This window comes from Pseudomonas monsensis (genome assembly GCF_014268495.2).
Lineage (GTDB): Bacteria > Pseudomonadota > Gammaproteobacteria > Pseudomonadales > Pseudomonadaceae > Aquipseudomonas > Aquipseudomonas monsensis.
Window position 1 is genome coordinate 3,664,007 of sequence record NZ_CP077087.1, and the last position, 17,709, is coordinate 3,681,715.

The window sequence follows — 17,709 nt, forward strand, 5'->3', positions numbered from 1 at the left end:
GATCGTCCGCCAGGGCGAAGGCCGGCCTATACCAGCAGGTTGAAAATACATTCCCCTGCAGGTCAGCGGGAGTCGGATACATCAAGTTGGCCATCCCAACCCCCGCCCAGTGCGGCAATCAATTGCACGCTGGCGATCAGGCGGTTCTGCAGGATGGTCAACACGCTGCGCTCGTTGCTCAATGCTGTCGCTTGCACCACCACCACGTCGATGTAGGCAATCAGCCCGGCCTTGTACTGGTTTTCGGTCAGGCGCAAGGAATCACGGGCCGCGTCCAGCGCCTCCTGGCGCACCGCCGCTTCGTCTTCGTACACCTTCAGCTGCACCAGATAGTTTTCCACTTCACGGAAACCGTCGAGCACGGTTTGACGGTACTTGGCCACGGTCTGGTCATACACCGCTTCCGTGCGGTCGACTTCCGCCGAACGGATGCCACCGTCGAACAGCGGCAACGTCAATTTCGGTCCCACCGACCAGAAGCGGTTTGGCAGACTGATCAGGTCTTTCGAGGTGCTGCTGCTGTAACCACCACTCAGGCTCAGGGACAGGTCCGGGTAATACGCAGCCTTTGCCACGCCGATATTGGCGTTGGCCGCGATCACCGAGCGCTCGGCCGAGGCAATGTCCGGGCGGCGCTCCAGCAATTGCGACGGCAGGCTCAACGGCACCTGCGGCAGGTTCGGAATGGTCTGGGTTTCGGCAATCTTGAAGTCCGCTGGCGCCTGCCCGGTCAGCACGGCGATCGCATTCTCGAATTGCGCCCGCTGCCAGATCAGATCGACCAGATCGGCCTGGGTGCTTTTCAGCTGGGTTTGCGCCTGCGCGACCGCGTCACGTCCGGAAACGCCGGCGCGGTATTGGTTCTGGGTCATTTTCAGCGAGCGTTCGTAGGCGGCAACGGTGGCCTCGAGCAAGCGCTTCTGCTGATCGATCACGCGCAATTGCAGGTAGTTCTGCACCAGTTCCGATTGCTGGCTCAGGCGCATGGCCGCCAGATCGGCAAAACTCGCCTGGGCGCTGGCCTTGTCGGCCTCGAGTCCACGGCGCAACTTGCCCCAGACGTCAGCCTCCCAGCTCACCCCCAACTGCGCGTTGTAGGTGTCACGAATACCGCTGGACGAACTGCTCAGGCTCGAACTGCTGCTGCCGGTGCCCTGACTGGAACGGGTTTTACCCAGACTCAGGTCGACACTCGGATAAAACGCCCCACGTGCACTGCGCACCAGTGCCTGCGCCTGACGAAATTGCGCTTCGGATTGAGCAACCGTCTGGTTGGAACTGTTGAGTTGCTCGATCAGGCCGTTGAGCTGTTGATCGCCATACAGTTCCCACCACGCGCCCCGCGCAAGCGAGTCGCTGGGATTGGCCTGACGCCAGCCCTCGGCCTCCTTGTACTGGGCGATTTCAGCGGTCTGCGGACGCTGGTAATCAGGGCCGACAGCGCAGGCACTGAGCATCGCCACGCACAGCGACAGACTCAACAGGCGCGAACCGCGAACAGTGGCCAGATGGATAAGCGAACGGTCAGTCATAGCGGAGTTTCCAGAGCGGCGTCAGTACGCACGCCACGCCATTGGTTGAAGCGATGGCGCAGCTTGTCGAGATAGAGGTAAACCACAGGCGTGGTGTAAAGCGTCAGCACCTGGCTGAAAATCAGCCCGCCAATAATCGTCAGGCCCAGCGGCTGGCGCATTTCCGCGCCTTCTGCGCGGCTGAGCAGCAATGGCAAGGCCCCGAGTATCGCCGCCAGCGTGGTCATCAGGATCGGCCGCAAGCGTTGCAGGCAGGCACTGCGAATAGATTCCAGCGGCGTCATGCCCTGATGACGCTCCAGTTGCAGCGCAAGGTCGATCATCAGGATCGCGTTCTTCTTCACCACGCCGATCAGCAGGAACAGGCCAAGCAAGGAGATCAGGCTGAACTCGCCGCCCAACGCATAGATCGACAGCAACGCACCGACCCCGGCCGAGGGCAGCGTCGACAGAATCGTCAGCGGGTGGATATAGCTTTCATACAGCACACCCAGCACCAGATACACCGCCAGCAGCGCCCCCAGAATCATGAAGGGCTGGCTTTTCTGGGTGGCGGCGAAGGCGTCGGCGGTACCGGCCATTTTTGCAATCACGTCTTCCGGCAGACCGAGCTTGGCAATCGCCCGCTCGATGGCGGCGCTGCCCTGCTCCACCGTCACGCCTTCGGCCATGTCGAAGGAAATGTCCTCGGAGGCGAACTGGCCTTCGTGGCTGACCCGGTCGTCTTCCAGACTGCTTTCATAATGGGCGAACGTTGACAGCGGAACCCGCGCGCCGTCGGCGGTGATCACCTGCACCTGCTTGAGGGTAACCGGGTCCTGAGCGTATTTCGGGTCGACCTCCATCACCACTTGATACTGGTTGAGGCTGTCATAGATCGTGGAAATCTGCCGCTGGCTGTAGGCGTTGTTCAACACCGCCGTGACCATGTTCATATCCACCCCGAGGCGCTTGGCCTGATCGCGGTCGACGATCAGTGTCACCTGCTGCGCCCCACGGCCTTCACGGGCATCAATGGCCGTGAGTTCAGGTAACGCCCGCAGCGCCGTGACCACTTTCGGATACCACTCGCGCAACTCGCCCAGATCACCACTTTGCAGGATGTAACTGTATTGCGACGTGGTCTGTTCGCGACCACCGCCAAACTGCAGGTCCTGGTCGGCCATCAGCATCAGTTGCGCGCCGGGCACCTTGGGCATTTCCTTGCGCAGGCGTTCGATGACCTTCTGGGCCGACAGGTTGCGCTCCTTGATCGGTTTCAGGCGGACCAGCATGAACGCATTGTTGGTGCCGTTGGTGCCACCGATGAAACCGGCGACGCTTTCCACCGCATCGTCCTTGAGCACGGCGCGGCGGAAAATTTCCATTTTCGGCTGCATCACGCTGAACGACAGGCCATCGTCGCCGCGCACGAAACCGATCAACTGGCCGGTGTCCTGCTGTGGCATGAAGGTTTTCGGCACCACCACATACAACGCGACGTTGACCCCGACGGTGATCAACAGGCTGAGCAAGGTCAGGCGCCGATGGCGTAGCACCCAGTCAAGGCTGGTGGCGTATTTGCCGACCATCCAGTCGTTGGTGCGCCGGCTCCAGCGTTGCAGACGGTTTTCCTGGCCCGGTGTGTGCGGCTTGAGCCAGCGGGCACAGAGCATCGGGGTCAGGGTCAGCGAGACCACCAGCGACACCACGATGGCCGCTGCCAACGTGATGGAGAATTCACGAAACAGGCTTTCGACAATGCCGCCCATAAACAGGATCGACAGGAACACCGCCACCAGTGACACGTTCATCGACAGCAAGGTGAAACCGACTTCCTTGGCCCCGAGATAAGCGGCCTGCAGCGGTTTGACGCCTTCGTCGATGTGCCGGGAAATGTTCTCCAGCACCACGATGGCATCGTCCACCACCAGACCGGTGGCGAGAATCAGCGCCATCAGCGACAGGTTGTTCAGCGAAAACCCGTAGAGGTACATCACCGCAAAGGTGCCGACCAGCGACACCGGCACCGCCAATGTCGGAATCAGCGAGGCGCGGAAGTTACCGAGGAACAGGAACACCACCAGAATCACCAGCGCTACAGCAATCAACAGGGTCATTTCCGCTTCATGCAGAGTGGCCTTGATCACCGGCGAGCGGTCCATTGCCAGGTTCAGCTTCACGCTGGCCGGCAGCACTGCCTGCAACGCGGGCAACTGCGCCTTGATCTCGTTGACCGTCTCGATGATGTTGGCGCCAGCCTGACGGTTGATCACCAGCAACACGGCGGCGTCATCGTTGAAGAAACCACTGTTGTAGCGGTCTTCGACGCCGTCGCTGACCTTGGCCACATCCTTGAGGCGCAGCGCGGCGCCGTCGGCGTAGTGGATGATCAGCGACTCGTAATCCTTGGCTTTCTCCAATTGATCGTTAGCCTGGATCTGCCACAGGCGCTGGCCGTCCTCGACCGAGCCCTTGGGTCGACGCACATTGGCTTCGGCAATGGTCTTGCGTACATCGTCGAGCGCCACGCCGTACTGGTTCAGCGCCTGCGGTTCGAGTTCGACACGCACCGCCGGCAACGAACTGCCGCCGATCTGCACTTCACCCACGCCCTGCACCTGGGACAGGCTCTGGGACAGGATGGTCGAGGCAAGATCGTAGAGCTGGCCTTTTTCCAGGACATCGGAGGTCAGCGACAGCACCATGATCGGTGCCTGCGACGGGTTGACCTTTTTGTAGGTCGGCATGCTGCGCATCCCGCTCGGCAGCAAGTTGCGCGAAGCGTTGATCGCGGCCTGTACTTCACGGGCCGCACCGTTGATGTCGCGGTCGAGGTCGAATTGCAGAATGACCCGGGTCGAGCCCTGGCTGGAGCGGCTGCTCATGGTGTTGACGCCGGCAATGGCGCCGAAAGAACGCTCCAGTGGCGTGGCCACCGTCGAGGCCATGACTTCCGGGCTGGCGCCGGGCAGGCTCGCCTGCACCACGATCACCGGGAAATCCATTTGCGGCAGCGGCGCCACCGGCAGCAGACCGAAGCTCACGCCGCCGAGCAGCATGATCGCCAGGCTCAGTAGCATGGTCGCGACCGGGCGCTTGATGAAAGGACCAGAAAGATTCATGGCTCAGAGCTCCAAGCTTCAAGCTTCAAGCTAAAAGCCAGGTTGCCGCGCCCTTGCTGCTTTTCTCTTGCAGCTTGAGGCTCGATGCTCGTAGCTGCTTTCATACCGCCACCTCTTCGCTGTCGGCATTGGTCTTGCCAAAGCGCCGACCGAGGCGATCGAAGTACAGGTAGATCACTGGCGTGGTGAACAGCGTCAGCACCTGACTCACCAGCAACCCGCCCACCATGACCAGACCCAACGGTTGGCGTAGCTCAGCCCCGGAACCGGTGGCGAGCATCAAGGGTACGGCGCCGAACAAGGCTGCCAGCGTGGTCATCAGGATCGGCCGGAAACGCAACAGCGCCGCCTGATAGATCGCCTGTTCCGGGGCCATGCCCTGGTTGCGCTCGGCATCGAGGGCGAAGTCGATCATCATGATCGCGTTCTTCTTGACGATCCCGATCAGCAGAATGATCCCGATGATCGCGATCATGCCCAGATCATTGCCGCTGAGCAGCAAGGCCAGCAAGGCGCCGACCGCCGCCGACGGCAGTGTCGAGAGGATGGTGATCGGATGGATGTAGCTCTCGTACAGCACGCCGAGCACGATGTACATGGTTACCACCGCCGCCAGAATCAGCAGCAAGGTACTCGACAGCGAGGCCTGGAACGCTTCGGCCGCGCCCTGGAACTGGGTCTGCACGCCGATCGGCATGCCGATGTCCTTCTGCACCTGCTCGATGATATCGACCGCATGCCCCAGCGACACGCCGGGAGCGAGGTTGAACGACATCATCACCGCCGGGAACTGGCCGATATGGGTGATCGACAGTTGTGCCTGACGCTCTTCGACATGGGCGAGGCTCGACAAGCGCACCTGCGCACCATCGGTGGTTTTGACGTGGATCTGGTCGAGCGCTTTCGGACCGATCTGCTCCCCCGCTTGCGCTTGAAGTACCACGCGGTACTGGCTGGCCTGAGTGTAAATGGTCGAGATCTGCCGCTGGCCAAAGGCGTCGTACAGCGCATCGGTAATGTTCTGCACCGAGACGCCCAGGCGCGAGGCCGCATCGCGGTCGATCAACAGGTAGACCTGCAAACCTTTGTCCTGCAAGTCACTGGCGACGTCCGTCAGTTCCGGGCGTTGGGCCAGCGCTTCGACCAGACGCCCGCTCCACTGGCTCAGCAGCTCGGAGTCCGGCGACGACATGCTGAACTGGTACTGCGTGCGGCTGACCCGGTCCTCAATGGTCAGGTCCTGCACCGGCTGCATGAACAAGCGAATACCGACCAGTTTGTCCAGTTGCGGTTGCAGGCGCGCGATCACTTCGGTGGCCGTCAGATTCCGCGCACTGTGAGGTTTGAGGTTGATCAGCAGGCGGCCGCTGTTGAGCGTGGCGTTATCGCCATCAACCCCGATGTAGGACGACAGGCTCTGCACCGCCGGATCTTGCAGAATGATCTTCGCCAGTTCCTGCTGACGCTCGCCCATCGCCGCAAAGGAAATCGACTGCGGCGCCTCGGAAATGCCCTGAATCACCCCGGTGTCCTGCACCGGGAAGAAGCCTTTCGGCACGACCATATAGAGGAATACGGTCAATCCCAGCGTAGCGATGGCCACCAGCAAGGTCAGAGGCTGGTGCTTGAGCACCCAGCGCAGCATCCGACCGTACTCGGCAATCATCCAGTCAATCACTGCACCACTGGCCCGATAGAAACGGCCCTGCTCGTGTTCTTCCGGTTCACGCTTGAGCAGACGCGCGCACATCATCGGCGTCAGGGTCAGTGAGACCACCAGCGAAATCAGGATCGCCACGGCCAGGGTGATGGCGAATTCGCGGAACAACCGCCCGACCACGTCGGCCATGAACAGCAGCGGGATCAACACCGCAATCAGCGACAGCGTCAGGGAAATCAGGGTGAAACCGATCTGCTTCGCCCCTTTGAGCGCAGCCTGCATGGGGCTGTCGCCCTCCTCGATGAAACGCGCGATGTTTTCCAGCATCACGATCGCATCATCGACCACAAAACCGGTGGCGATGGTCAGTGCCATCAGCGTCAGGTTGTTGACCGAAAATCCGGCGAGGTACATCACGCCGAAGGTGCCGATCAGCGATAGCGGTACCGCCACGGAGGGAATGATGGTCGCACTGGCACGGCGCAGAAACAGGAACGTCACCATCACCACCAGCGCGATGGCAATCAGCAATTCGTGTTGCACGTCAGTGACCGAGGCACGGATGGTTTGCGTGCGGTCGGTGAGCACCGTCACGTCAAGGCCGGCCGGCAGATTGTCGGTGATGCTCGGCAGCAGGGCCTTGATGCGGTCGACCACTTCAATGACGTTGGCCCCTGGCTGACGCTGGATGTTCAGCAACACGGCCTGATTCTGGTTGGCCCACGCGGCGAGACGCTCGTTTTCGGCGCCATCGACGATTTCCGCCACGTCCTTGAGCCGCAACGGCGCACCGTTCTTGTAGGCCAGGATCAGGTTGGCGTAGTCCTTGGGCGAGGTCAGCTGGTCGTTGGCATCGAGCATCGACACTCGGGTCGGACCGTCAAAGTTACCTTTCGGCTGGTTGACGTTGGACGCGCCGATCAGGGTGCGCACGTCGGACAGGTTCAGGCTGTTGGCCGCCAGCGCTTCCGGGTTGACCTTGATCCGCACCGCCTGGCGCTGGCCGCCGGCAATGCTGACCATACCGACGCCGCTGATCTGGGCGATTTTCTGCGCCATGCGCGTATCGACCAGGTCATTGAGCTTGGGCAGGAGCATGGTTTTCGAGGTGATCGCGAGGGTCAGCACCGGGGTGTCCGCCGGATTGACCTTGTTGTACACCGGCGGTGCCGGCAAGTCGGTCGGCAACAGGTTGGTCGCGGCGTTGATCGCGGCCTGCACCTGTTGTTCGGCGACGTCCATGTTGATGTCGAGGCTGAAGCGCAGGGTCAGTACCGACGCACCGCCGGAACTGGTCGAGGCCATTTGCGTGAGGCCAGGCATCTGCCCGAACTGGCGCTCGAGCGGCGCGGTCACGGCGCTGGTCATTACGTCCGGGCTGGCGCCGGGATACAGGGTCATCACGCGGATGGTCGGGTAATCGACCTGCGGCAATGCCGATACCGGCAACAGGCGATAAGCAATCAGGCCGGCCAGGATAATCGCCAGCATGCTGAGGGTGGTGGCTACCGGACGGAGGATGAACAGCCGCGAAATGTTCATGCGCCCTTCTTGGCCTTGTCAGCGACGGCAGCGTCCGGCGCCGTGGCGGCGGCCTTGCCTTGCAGGTGTTCGGTTGGCGTGGTCGGCACTTGATTGCTGTCGTTGACCACTTCCACTTCGCTGCCTTCCTTGAGGCGGTCGGTGCCTTCGAGTACCACCCGGTCGCCGGCCGCGAGACCTTCGGTGACCACTGTGTTTTCGCCGTCGCTGGCGCCGATTTTCAATTGGCGGATGGTGACTTTCTTGTCGCCGTCCAGCGCATAGACGAAGGTACCGTTGGTGCCGAACTGAATGGCCGCCGACGGCGCCAGTACCACGCCTTTCAAGGTATCGGCCAGCAGGTGCACATTGACGAACTGGTTGGGGAACAGCGCCTGATCTCGGTTTTCGTAGCGCGCCTTGAACTTCAGGGTGCCGGTGGCGACGTCGATCTGGTTGTCGAGGCTTTGCAGCACCCCGGTGGCCTGCAGTTTGGTGTCGCCGCGATCCCAGGCTTCGGCCGGCAGTTTGGCGCCGCTGCGATAGCGGGCGAGCACGGTTTCGAGGCTGTTTTCCGGCAAGGTGAAAGCGACGCTGATCGGTTGCGTCTGGGTGATCACCGCCAGGGACGTGGTGTCATTGGCGGTGACCAGGTTACCCACGTCTACCTGACGCAGACCGACCCGGCCGGCAATCGGTGCACGGATTTTGGTGAATTCAAGATTGAGCTTGGCGTCGTTGACCGCTGCCTGGTTGGTCTTGACCGTGCCCAGATATTGGCCGACCAGCGCTTCGGCGGTGTCGAGGGTCTGCTTGGCGATGCTGTCTTCCTTGTACAGGCCGCGATAACGCTCGACATCGACCTGGGCGTTTTTCAACTGCGCCTGGTTCTGCAGCAAGGTGCCTTCGGCCTGCAGCAAGGCGTTCTGGTACGGGCGCGGGTCGATCTCCGCGAGCACGTCGCCGGCCTTGACCATCTGCCCTTCTTCGAAATTGATCTTCATCAGTTCGCCGCCGACCCGGCTGCGCACATTGATGGTGTTGAGTGCTGTCACCGTGCCCAGCGCCTTGTAATACAGCGGGAAGTCCCCCGTGACCGCCGGCGCCACGCGCACTGGAATTGGCCCGGTGCCACCACCGAAGCCCGGCCGCATCATCCCCGAACGCCCGGTATGCCCGGCCGCCGCCTTCTCGCCGCCCTCCTTGTGGGCTGAACCGGCCGGCCAGAATTTCCAGCAGAGGACGGCGATAACCAACAAGACAAGCAGGCTGATCAGCCAGCGACGAGAGTTGCGTGGGGACGATTGCATGGATTGATTAACCATTGGGCGCGTGGGCTTCTTCTACGGGAGGCTGAACGATAAGCACTGACGGGAATTAAGCAAAGCAGCTTTACCGGCAATTTACCTTCAACTTACGTTTCAAGGTGTGAGGCAAAACACTGATACACAAATGAAAACGGCCTGGACAGGGCCAGGCCGTTAACAATTGTAAAAGCGCTTGTTTCAGAACACTTATTTCAGAACGGCGAGCGCCGCTTCGTAATTAGGCTCTTCGGCAATTTCCTTGACCAGTTCGCTGTGCAGGACGTTGTCGTTTTCGTCCAGAACCACCACGGCACGGGCGGTCAGGCCTTTCAACGGGCCGTCAGCGATGGCCACGCCGTAGTTCTCGATGAACTCGGTGCCGCGCAGGGTCGACAGGTTCTGGACGTTTTCCAGGCCTTCGGCGCCGCAGAAACGCGCTTGGGCGAACGGCAGGTCAGCGGAGATGCACAGCACCACGGTGTTGGCGATGTCGTTGGCCTGGGCGTTGAACTTGCGCACGGAAGTGGCGCAGGTCGGGGTGTCAACGCTTGGGAAGATGTTCAGCACTTTGCGCTTGCCGGCAAAGTCTTTCAGGGTGACGTCGGACAGATTGCCGGCAACCAGAGAAAAGGCTGGCGCCTTGGAACCGGCTTGTGGCAACTGGCCGTTGACTTGAACCGGGTTGCCTTTAAGGGTGACTTGAGCCATGACTTGAGTCCTTCTGATGTTTTGATTGGAAAGCATGCAAGAGGCCGAAGTTAACCACGAAATTGTCCGACGACCTATGCCCTGTTTGGAAATTGTTGGGTGCCTGCGCGAAAAACTGTATACAAAACCACAACCATTCCCCTGTAGGAGTGAGCCTGCTCGCGATAGCGGACTTTCATATACGCAAATGTTGACTGACACACCGCTATCGCGAGCAAGCTCACTCCAACAATGGATCTGCGGTGTGAAAAATTCTCCGCACTTTTACCAGAGACCCTGTCGATTCAAGTGTGGCCCGTTCGACTAAACAACAAATCCCCACAATCCACGGAGCAACCGCCATGCGATTCATGATCCTTGTAAAAGCCAGCGTCGACTCGGAAGCCGGCATCATGCCCAGCGAAGAGCTGATCACCGCCATGGGCAACTTCAACGAAGAACTGGTCAAGGCCGGCATCCTGATCGATTGCGATGGCCTGCATCCGAGCAGCAAAGGCGCGCGCGTGCATTTCTCCGGGGACAAACGCACGGTCATAGACGGGCCGTTCATCGAAACCAAAGAACTGGTGGCGGGCTACTGGATCTGGGAAGTGAAATCAAAAGAAGAAGCCATCGAATGGGTCAAGCGCTGCCCTAATCCGATGCCGGGCGAGTCCGATATTGAAATCCGCCAGATATTTTCTGCCGAAGACTTCGGCGCCGAGTTCACCCCCGAAGCGCGTGCGCAAGAAGAACGCGTTCGCGAACAGGCCAAGAAAAACGGCTGAACCCAATATCCCCTGTAACCGCTGCCGCAGGCTGCGATCTTTTGATGTTGATCGACTGAAACGAGATCAAAAGATTGCAGCCTTTGGCAGTTCCTGCAGTGAGCTGCAGTTATTTCGCGGACTTGAGCTTCAGATACGACTGACGCATGTCGGAAGCCCAGCCATCAATCACGGGTTTGACGTCGTTTGCCGTCATCGCCTGCGTGTCGTTTTCCAACGGTTTGCCGGTGCCTTTGCGCACCACTTGCGCCACGACCTTGTTGTTGCCGCCATCGAGGAAAACCGCCTCGGTGGCCAGAGTGGTTTCCTGATCGCGGATACCACTGGCGGTACTTACCGCGGCGGCGACCAGGGCAATCGGGATCACTTCATACCCGTGCAGGCCTTCGGTCTTGCTGCTGACAGCGGTGATCGCCGCGCGCACCACCATTACGCCTGGGCCGGGGCCGGTTGCAAGCGGCAGGTCTTTGCCGATTTCACGCTTGAGTGCCTGGTCGTAGTAGGAAGTGATGCCATTGAGGGTCTGTTGGGAAATTTTCGCGGTCGGTTGTGGTTTCGGGTAGAGCTGAGTCGGTTCGATGTACACACTGGTGAACTTCTTGACGTCCACCTTTGGATCGACCCAGCGCATCACCTCGGCACCGGACGGCGATTTGGCCTCCTTGAGCTGGCTGTAGTCTTTGAGGAATCCTGAGTACTCTTTCGGGTCGACGGTTTTGCTGGAACAACCCACCATTGCGACGGTGGCAATGCACAGAGTGCCCATCATCACTGCTAGCTTCATGCTGTAACTCCTGTCAGAAGGCCGAAAACTTTGCCTGGGGGAGTTACAGGTATAGCTAAAACTTCAGTAATTGCGATTGCACAGCGCAATATTCACGCAAGGCTGCGCGGCGGATCACAAGCGTCATTTGAAAGACATCGAGCATCCGGCAACGCTGCATCGAGCTCTTGGCCATTGGTGAACTTCAAGAATCCGCTGCATTGGAGCAATCTGAGCCAGAATGCCCGCAGATGCTGTTGCAGGGCTGGAAGAATATGAACATGGGCGATCCGGCGCTTAAGTGACCGGCTGGAAATTGTCTTCCCTCACCCTAGCCCTCTCCCAGAGGGAGAGGGGACCGATTGGGGGATATTCGAGAGATGCACCGACTTGAGCGATTGGCTTTGAATCCATAATCGACTCGGTCTTTCACGTCGGTGCAGGACGACAGACAACTCGGTCAGTCCCCTCTTTCAGAGGTAGATAGAGCGGACCGACCGGGGGATATTCAAGAATTCCGCCGACTTGAGCGATTGGCTTTGAATCCATAATCGACTCGGTCTTTCACGTCGGTGCAGGACCACAGACACCTCGGTCAGTCCCCTCTTTCAGAGGTAGATAGAGGGGACCGACCGAGGGATATTCAAGAATTCCGCAGACTTGAGCGATTGGCTTGAATCCATAATCGACTCGGTCTTTCACGTCGGTGCAGGGCCACAGACACCTCGGTCAGTCCCCTCTTTCAGAGGTAGATAGAGGGGACCGACCGGGGGATCTTCAAGAATTCCGCCGACTTGAGCGATTGGCTTTGAATCCATAATCGACTCGGTCTTTCACGTCGGTGCAGGGCCACAGACAACTCGGTCAGTCCCCTCTTTCAGAGGTAGATAGAGGGGACCGACCGGGGGATATTCAAGAATTCCGCCGACTTGAGCGATTGGCTTTGAATCCATAATCGACTCGGTCTTCCACTTCGGTGCAGGACGACAGACAACTCGGTCAGCCCCCTCTTTCAGAGGTAGATAGAGCGGACCGACCGGGGGATATGCGAGAGATGCACCGACGTGAGCGATTGGCTTTGAATCCATAACCGACTCGGTCTTTCACATCGGTGCAGGGCCACAGACACCTCGGTCAGTCCCCTCTTTCAGAGGTAGATAGAGGGGACCGACCGGGGGATATTCAAGAATTCCGCCGACTTGAGCGATTGGCTTTGAATCCATAATCGACTCGGTCTTTCACGTCGATGCAGGGCCACAGACACCTCGGTCAGTCCCCTCTCCCTCCGGGAGAGGGTTAGGGTGAGGGGCTTTTCGGGGGTTCACCCCGTTACCAGGAAGAGGTTTCGCCACTGCGCAACGCCATCTCCCGCCGGCTGTTGATGTGCATCGCCTTGATCAGCGACACCGTGCCCACCAGCAAAATCGCTGCCCCCAACAGGAAGTCGATGTTGTACAACTGGAAGTCCTGCACCGGCCCGATCAGCAGCACCCGCACGATCGCCGCACCCAACAGCGTGGCAAGGAAGTCGATCCCCGGTTCATTGCGGTAAAACACCAACAGCAACGGCAGGCACAGCACCAGAAGAAGCAACAGTACGACAACCTTGAACGAGCCTTTGCGCTCGACGCTGAAGGCACATTCGTGCGGCCCGTACGCCTTGTAATCCTCGTCGCGGATCATCGAGGTTTTCTCGTTGATGTAGTCGACGCGGTTGTACTTCTGGATCGGCGTGAAGGTGTTAGACATCTCCATCAGCGTGGTGATGTTCTTGAAGCGCAGATCGACGCGCTCGCTGCCCTTGAGGTAATAGAGCACCGGTTTGTAGCCGTAGCGGTAGGTGTCGAAGGGGAACTCGGTGACCTGACCCTGCACACCGATCGGGCGTGGCTCCAGTTCGGCGTAAGCGCTTTTGTTGGTGGCCGAGAGGTTGCGGCTCAGGGGCTGAACCTTGACTTGCTCAAGAAAGATCGGCGTCACGCCGTAGGACCATTGCAACGGCTCCAGACGCAAACGCAGTTCATTGCGAGCGAGGTCGTAGCGGTTGAAAGTGCGTTCGGAGACCACCAGCGAACCGCTGAGCATGAACTCGCCGCGCAGGTTGTTGGTGACGCGCAAGGTCAGTTGATCCTTGCCCAGCAACGCCGCTTCGGTAGACGGCGGCGTGCCGCACCACGCGGTGCTTTCGCCGACACCGCCGAGCTGACCGCCACGGTTTTCCTTGAATACATAAAAGTAACTGGCCCACAGCGTCAGCATCAAAAGCAACGCGGTGAGGCCGAGGATTTTTTTGCCCGGACTCACTGATCAGACTCCCTTCTTCGGTTCCATCGTCCAGCCGAAAACCCGCTGGCGACGGCGACTCTACCAAAAGGCCACCATCGACCCAAGGAAAAATGCCCGATTCATGGGAGCCCTAAGGGTTTCCCCGGTACGCAAAACCCACACCGGTGTCCTTTATCAGGAAGATGTCAGCGTCTTCGGAACAGTGGGCGTGGCTCGATCACCGAGCGGCCGTAGAGCACGCTCATGCCGGCGAGTCCCTTGAGTGCGTCCTCAGCCGACTTGTCCTCGCGCACGGCAAAACTGTCGAAGCCGCACTGGCGCATATGGCTCAACTGATCGCGCAACACGTCGCCAATTGCGCGTAGCTCCCCTGTCCAGCCGAAACGACGGCGCAACAGATACGCCTGACTGTAGGCACGTCCGTCACGGAAACTCGGGAAGTCGAGGGCAATCAGCGGCAATGACGCCAGCCACGGGACCAGGCTCTCGACCTCATCGTCCGGACCAAGCCACACGGCGTGGGTCGAAGGCGATTCGAGCCAGTGTGCCAGTGGCAGAATCAACAACCCGTTGGGCCTCGGCATCAATGGCTCGCGTACCAGCGTCCACGGATCATCCGCCACAACCCGCGCCACGCCCTGCTCCAGTCGCAACAGATTGTTCATGCCGGCACCTCCAGCGTTTTCGGATAGACCCGCTCCTTGAACGGCTCCAGCCCGATGCGCGCCAGGGTATCGACAAACGATTCCTCACTCTCGCGATAACGCACGAAGGTGCCGATGATCCGCTCGATCACCTGCGGCACTTCGGCAGCACTGAACGACGGGCCGATAACCTTGCCCAGTGCGCTGTTTTTGCCCTGCGCCCCACCCAGCGTGATCTGGTACCACTCGCTGCCGTTCTTGTCGACGCCGAGGATGCCAATGTTGCCGATGTGGTGATGACCGCAGGCGTTCATGCAACCGGAGATGTTCAGGCTGATGTCGCCCAGGTCGTGCAGGTAGTCGAGGTTGTCGAAGCGCGCCTGAATCGCCTGGGCAATCGGGATCGACTTGGCGTTGGCCAGCGCACAAAAGTCACCGCCCGGACAGGCGATGATGTCAGTGAGCAAACCGACGTTGGCGCTGCCCAGACCGTGCTTGCTCGCCAGTTGCCACAGAGCGTAGAGGTCTGATTTGGGTACATCGGGCAGGACGATGTTCTGTTCATGCGCGATGCGAATCTCGCCAAAGCCGAACCGCTGCGACCAGTCCGCCACGGCGAGCATCTGCACCCCGGTGACATCCCCCGGCGCCGCAGCCATGCCCGGCTTGGTCGACAACACCACACTGGTGTAACCGGGCACCTTGTGCGGCTGCACATTGCGCGCGACCCAACGGGCGAACGCCGGGCTCTCGGCCAGTCGCGTGCCGAAGTCCAGATCGGTATCGGCCAGGGTGCGATAGGTCGGCGGTACAAACGCACTGGCGACCCGCTGGTATTCAGCGTCGGTCAACTGCGCCGGGCCGTCCTTGAGGTGCTGCCACTCCTCTTCGACTTCCTTGGCGAACGCCTCGATGCCCAGTGCCTTGACCAGAATCTTGATCCGCGCCTTGTACTTGTTGTCCCGCCGGCCGTGGCGGTTGTAGACCCGCAGCACCGCCTCGACGTAGGACAGCAGATGCTGCCACGGCAAGCCTTCGCGAATCTGCAGACCGAGGATCGGCGTGCGCCCCAGTCCGCCGCCGACGATCACCCGCAGCAGCATTTGCCCATCTGGGCCAGGATAAAGATAGAGGCCGATGTCATGCATCATGATCGCCGCACGATCCTGCTTCGCCGAACAGATGGCGATCTTGAATTTGCGCGGCAGAAACAGGAACTCCGGATTGATCGTCGACCACTGCCGGAGGATTTCCGCCAGCGGTCGCGGGTCGATCATCTCGTCCGCCGCGACCCCGGCAAATGCCTCGGTGGTGATATTGCGCACGCAGTTGCCGGAGGTCTGGATCGCATGCATGTTGACCTGCGCCAGACGTTCGAGAATGTCCGGCACTTCGGCGAGCTCAATCCAGTTGAACTGCATGTTCTGCCGTGTGGTGAAGTGGCCGTAACCGCGATCGTAATCGCTGGCGATGTCTGCCAAGGTGCGCATCTGTTCGGCACTCAAGGTGCCGTAGGGAATCGCCACACGCAGCATGTAGGCGTGCTTTTGCAGGTACAGGCCGTTTTGCAGGCGCAGCGGCAGGAACTCCTCTTCGCTCAACTCTCCAGCCATGAAGCGCTCGACCTGATCGCGGAATTGCGCAACGCGCTCGAACACCAGTGCGCGGTCGTAATCATCGTATTGGTACATGCAGCAACTACCCCATCAGAATTGTGCGCAATTGCTGTAGGAGTGAGCAGGCTCACTCCTACAGATTCTGCATGCACTATGACGAAGCAGCGCAGCACGTTACAGATTCACCTGAACGCATAAAAACCATATCAGGGCGCGGCAGAACGCCGCAGTCAGCCCTTCAATCTGATCCGCACAAATGAAAGATTCCTGAGCCTGTTTTGTTTCTGGCGGGGTTTCTACAGTGCAGCTCGTGCCAGACCAGGGTGGCCTGGCAAGACTTTGCAACCGTGGATGAACTGACCATGAGCACAGCAACAATCGGACAGGCTTACAACTACAAGGTCGTCCGCCAATTTGTCATCGCGACGGTTTTCTGGGGTGTCGTGGGCATGGCGATGGGGGTATGGATCGCCTCGCAACTGGTATGGCCGGACATGAATCTGGACTTGCCGTGGACCACCTTCGGTCGCTTGCGGCCGCTGCACACCAGCCTGGTGATTTTCGGTTTCGCCGGCAGCGCGCAATTCGCCGCCAGTTATTACGCGGTGCAGCGTACCTGCCAGGTGCGGCTGTACTCGGACAAGCTCGCCGCGTTCACCTTCTGGGGCTGGCAGTCGGTGATCGTGATCATGCTGATCACCCTGCCGCTGGGCTACACCACCACCAAGGAATACGCCGAAATCGAATTCTCCGGCGCGGTGTGGATGGCGGTGGTCTGGGTCGCTTACGCCATCGTGTTTTTCACCACCGTGGTCCAGCGCAAGACCAAGCATATTTACGTCGGCAACTGGTTTTTCGGCGCGTTCATTCTGGTGATCGCCATGCTGCACGTGGTCAATCACCTGTCGATTCCAGTGGACTGGTTCAAGTCCTATCCGGTGTATTCCGGCGCCACCGATGCGATGGTGCAGTGGTGGTACGGGCACAACGCGGTGGGCTTTTTCCTGACCACCGGGTTCCTCGGGATGATGTATTACTTCGTGCCGAAACAGGTCAACCGCCCGGTGTATTCGTACCGCTTGTCGATCGTGCACTTCTGGGCGCTGATCACCTTGTACATCTGGGCCGGCCCGCACCATTTGCACTACACCGCCCTGCCGGACTGGGCGCAGTCGCTGGGCATGGCCATGTCGCTGATCCTGCTGGCGCCAAGCTGGGGCGGGATGATCAACGGCATGATGACCTTGTCCGGTGCCTGGCATAAGTTGCGCACCGACCCGATCCTGCGCTTTCTGGTGCTGTCGCTGGCGTTCTACGGCATGTCGACCTTCGAAGGGCCGATGATGGCGATCAAAACCGTTAACGCCCTCTCCCACTACACCGACTGGACCATCGGCCACGTGCACGCCGGGGCCTTGGGCTGGGTCGCGATGATTACGTTCGGTGCGACCTACCACATGGTGCCCAAAGTATTTGGCCGCGAGCAGATGTACAGCACGCCGCTGATCAACCTGCACTTCTGGCTGGCGACCATCGGCACGGTGTTGTACATCGCCTCGATGTGGGTCAACGGCATTACCCAGGGTCTGATGTGGCGGGCGATCAACGAGGACGGCACGCTGACCTATTCGTTCGTCGAGGCGCTGCAAGCCAGTCATCCGGGGTTCATCGTGCGGTTTGCCGGTGGGGTGTTCTTCCTCACCGGGATGTTGCTGATGGCTTATAACGTCTGGCGCACGGTGCGTGTGGCCGATGTGGCGCTGGCGCGCAGTGAAGCGCAGATCGCCTGAGGCAAGGAGCC

At 59.9% G+C, this 17,709-nt stretch carries 11 protein-coding genes; 2 read left to right on the forward strand and 9 right to left on the reverse strand.

Annotated elements, in window-relative coordinates; genetic code table 11:
- Positions 1–62: 62 nt before the first annotated feature.
- The 5 genes from HV782_RS16120 to tpx all read right to left on the reverse strand — a co-directional run bounded on the left by HV782_RS16120 (position 63) and on the right by tpx (position 9,832).
- Positions 63–1,532, reverse strand: coding sequence for an efflux transporter outer membrane subunit (locus tag HV782_RS16120; RefSeq protein WP_123469081.1), 1,470 nt, complete (start codon positions 1,530–1,532; stop codon positions 63–65).
- Positions 1,529–4,636 (reverse strand): efflux RND transporter permease subunit, encoded by a 3,108-nt coding sequence (locus HV782_RS16125; RefSeq protein ID WP_186746826.1) that lies wholly within the window; start codon positions 4,634–4,636, stop codon positions 1,529–1,531. The genes HV782_RS16120 and HV782_RS16125 overlap by 4 nt, the downstream gene beginning before the upstream one ends.
- A 100-nt stretch (positions 4,637–4,736) precedes the next feature.
- The gene (locus HV782_RS16130; protein ID WP_186746824.1) at positions 4,737–7,838 is read right to left on the reverse strand and encodes an MdtB/MuxB family multidrug efflux RND transporter permease subunit; all 3,102 of its coding nucleotides are present in this window, start codon (positions 7,836–7,838) and stop codon (positions 4,737–4,739) included.
- Positions 7,835–9,142, reverse strand: coding sequence for an MdtA/MuxA family multidrug efflux RND transporter periplasmic adaptor subunit (locus tag HV782_RS16135; RefSeq protein WP_186746822.1), 1,308 nt, complete (start codon positions 9,140–9,142; stop codon positions 7,835–7,837). The genes HV782_RS16130 and HV782_RS16135 overlap by 4 nt, the downstream gene beginning before the upstream one ends.
- A gap of 189 nt (positions 9,143–9,331) precedes the next feature.
- Positions 9,332–9,832, reverse strand: coding sequence for a thiol peroxidase (gene tpx / locus HV782_RS16140; protein ID WP_123469088.1), 501 nt, complete (start codon positions 9,830–9,832; stop codon positions 9,332–9,334).
- A 341-nt stretch (positions 9,833–10,173) separates the two neighbouring features.
- Here tpx and HV782_RS16145 point away from each other — a divergent pair, with 341 nt between their 5' ends.
- On the forward strand, positions 10,174–10,599 hold the full coding sequence (locus tag HV782_RS16145; protein WP_186746820.1) for a YciI family protein: 426 nt from the start codon (positions 10,174–10,176) through the stop codon (positions 10,597–10,599).
- A gap of 109 nt (positions 10,600–10,708) precedes the next feature.
- On the opposite strand, the gene HV782_RS16150 is transcribed toward HV782_RS16145, so the two are convergent.
- The 4 genes from HV782_RS16150 to HV782_RS16165 form a co-directional block, all read right to left on the reverse strand.
- Positions 10,709–11,383, reverse strand: a complete 675-nt coding sequence (locus HV782_RS16150) for a DUF3313 domain-containing protein (protein ID WP_128615893.1) — start codon at positions 11,381–11,383, stop codon at positions 10,709–10,711.
- Between the two features lie 1,308 nt (positions 11,384–12,691).
- The gene (locus tag HV782_RS16155) at positions 12,692–13,666 is read right to left on the reverse strand and encodes a hypothetical protein (protein ID WP_123469094.1); all 975 of its coding nucleotides are present in this window, start codon (positions 13,664–13,666) and stop codon (positions 12,692–12,694) included.
- Between the two features lie 167 nt (positions 13,667–13,833).
- Positions 13,834–14,313: a DUF934 domain-containing protein gene (locus HV782_RS16160; protein WP_186747981.1), complete on the reverse strand. Its 480-nt coding sequence runs from the start codon at positions 14,311–14,313 to the stop codon at positions 13,834–13,836.
- Positions 14,310–15,983, reverse strand: coding sequence for a nitrite/sulfite reductase (locus tag HV782_RS16165; protein WP_186747980.1), 1,674 nt, complete (start codon positions 15,981–15,983; stop codon positions 14,310–14,312). Before HV782_RS16165 ends, HV782_RS16160 begins: the two co-directional genes overlap by 4 nt.
- Positions 15,984–16,270: 287 nt before the next feature.
- Between HV782_RS16165 and ccoN the strand changes: the two genes are divergently transcribed.
- On the forward strand, positions 16,271–17,698 hold the full coding sequence (ccoN, locus tag HV782_RS16170; protein ID WP_123469203.1) for a cytochrome-c oxidase, cbb3-type subunit I: 1,428 nt from the start codon (positions 16,271–16,273) through the stop codon (positions 17,696–17,698).
- The last annotated feature ends 11 nt before the right edge of the window (positions 17,699–17,709 follow it).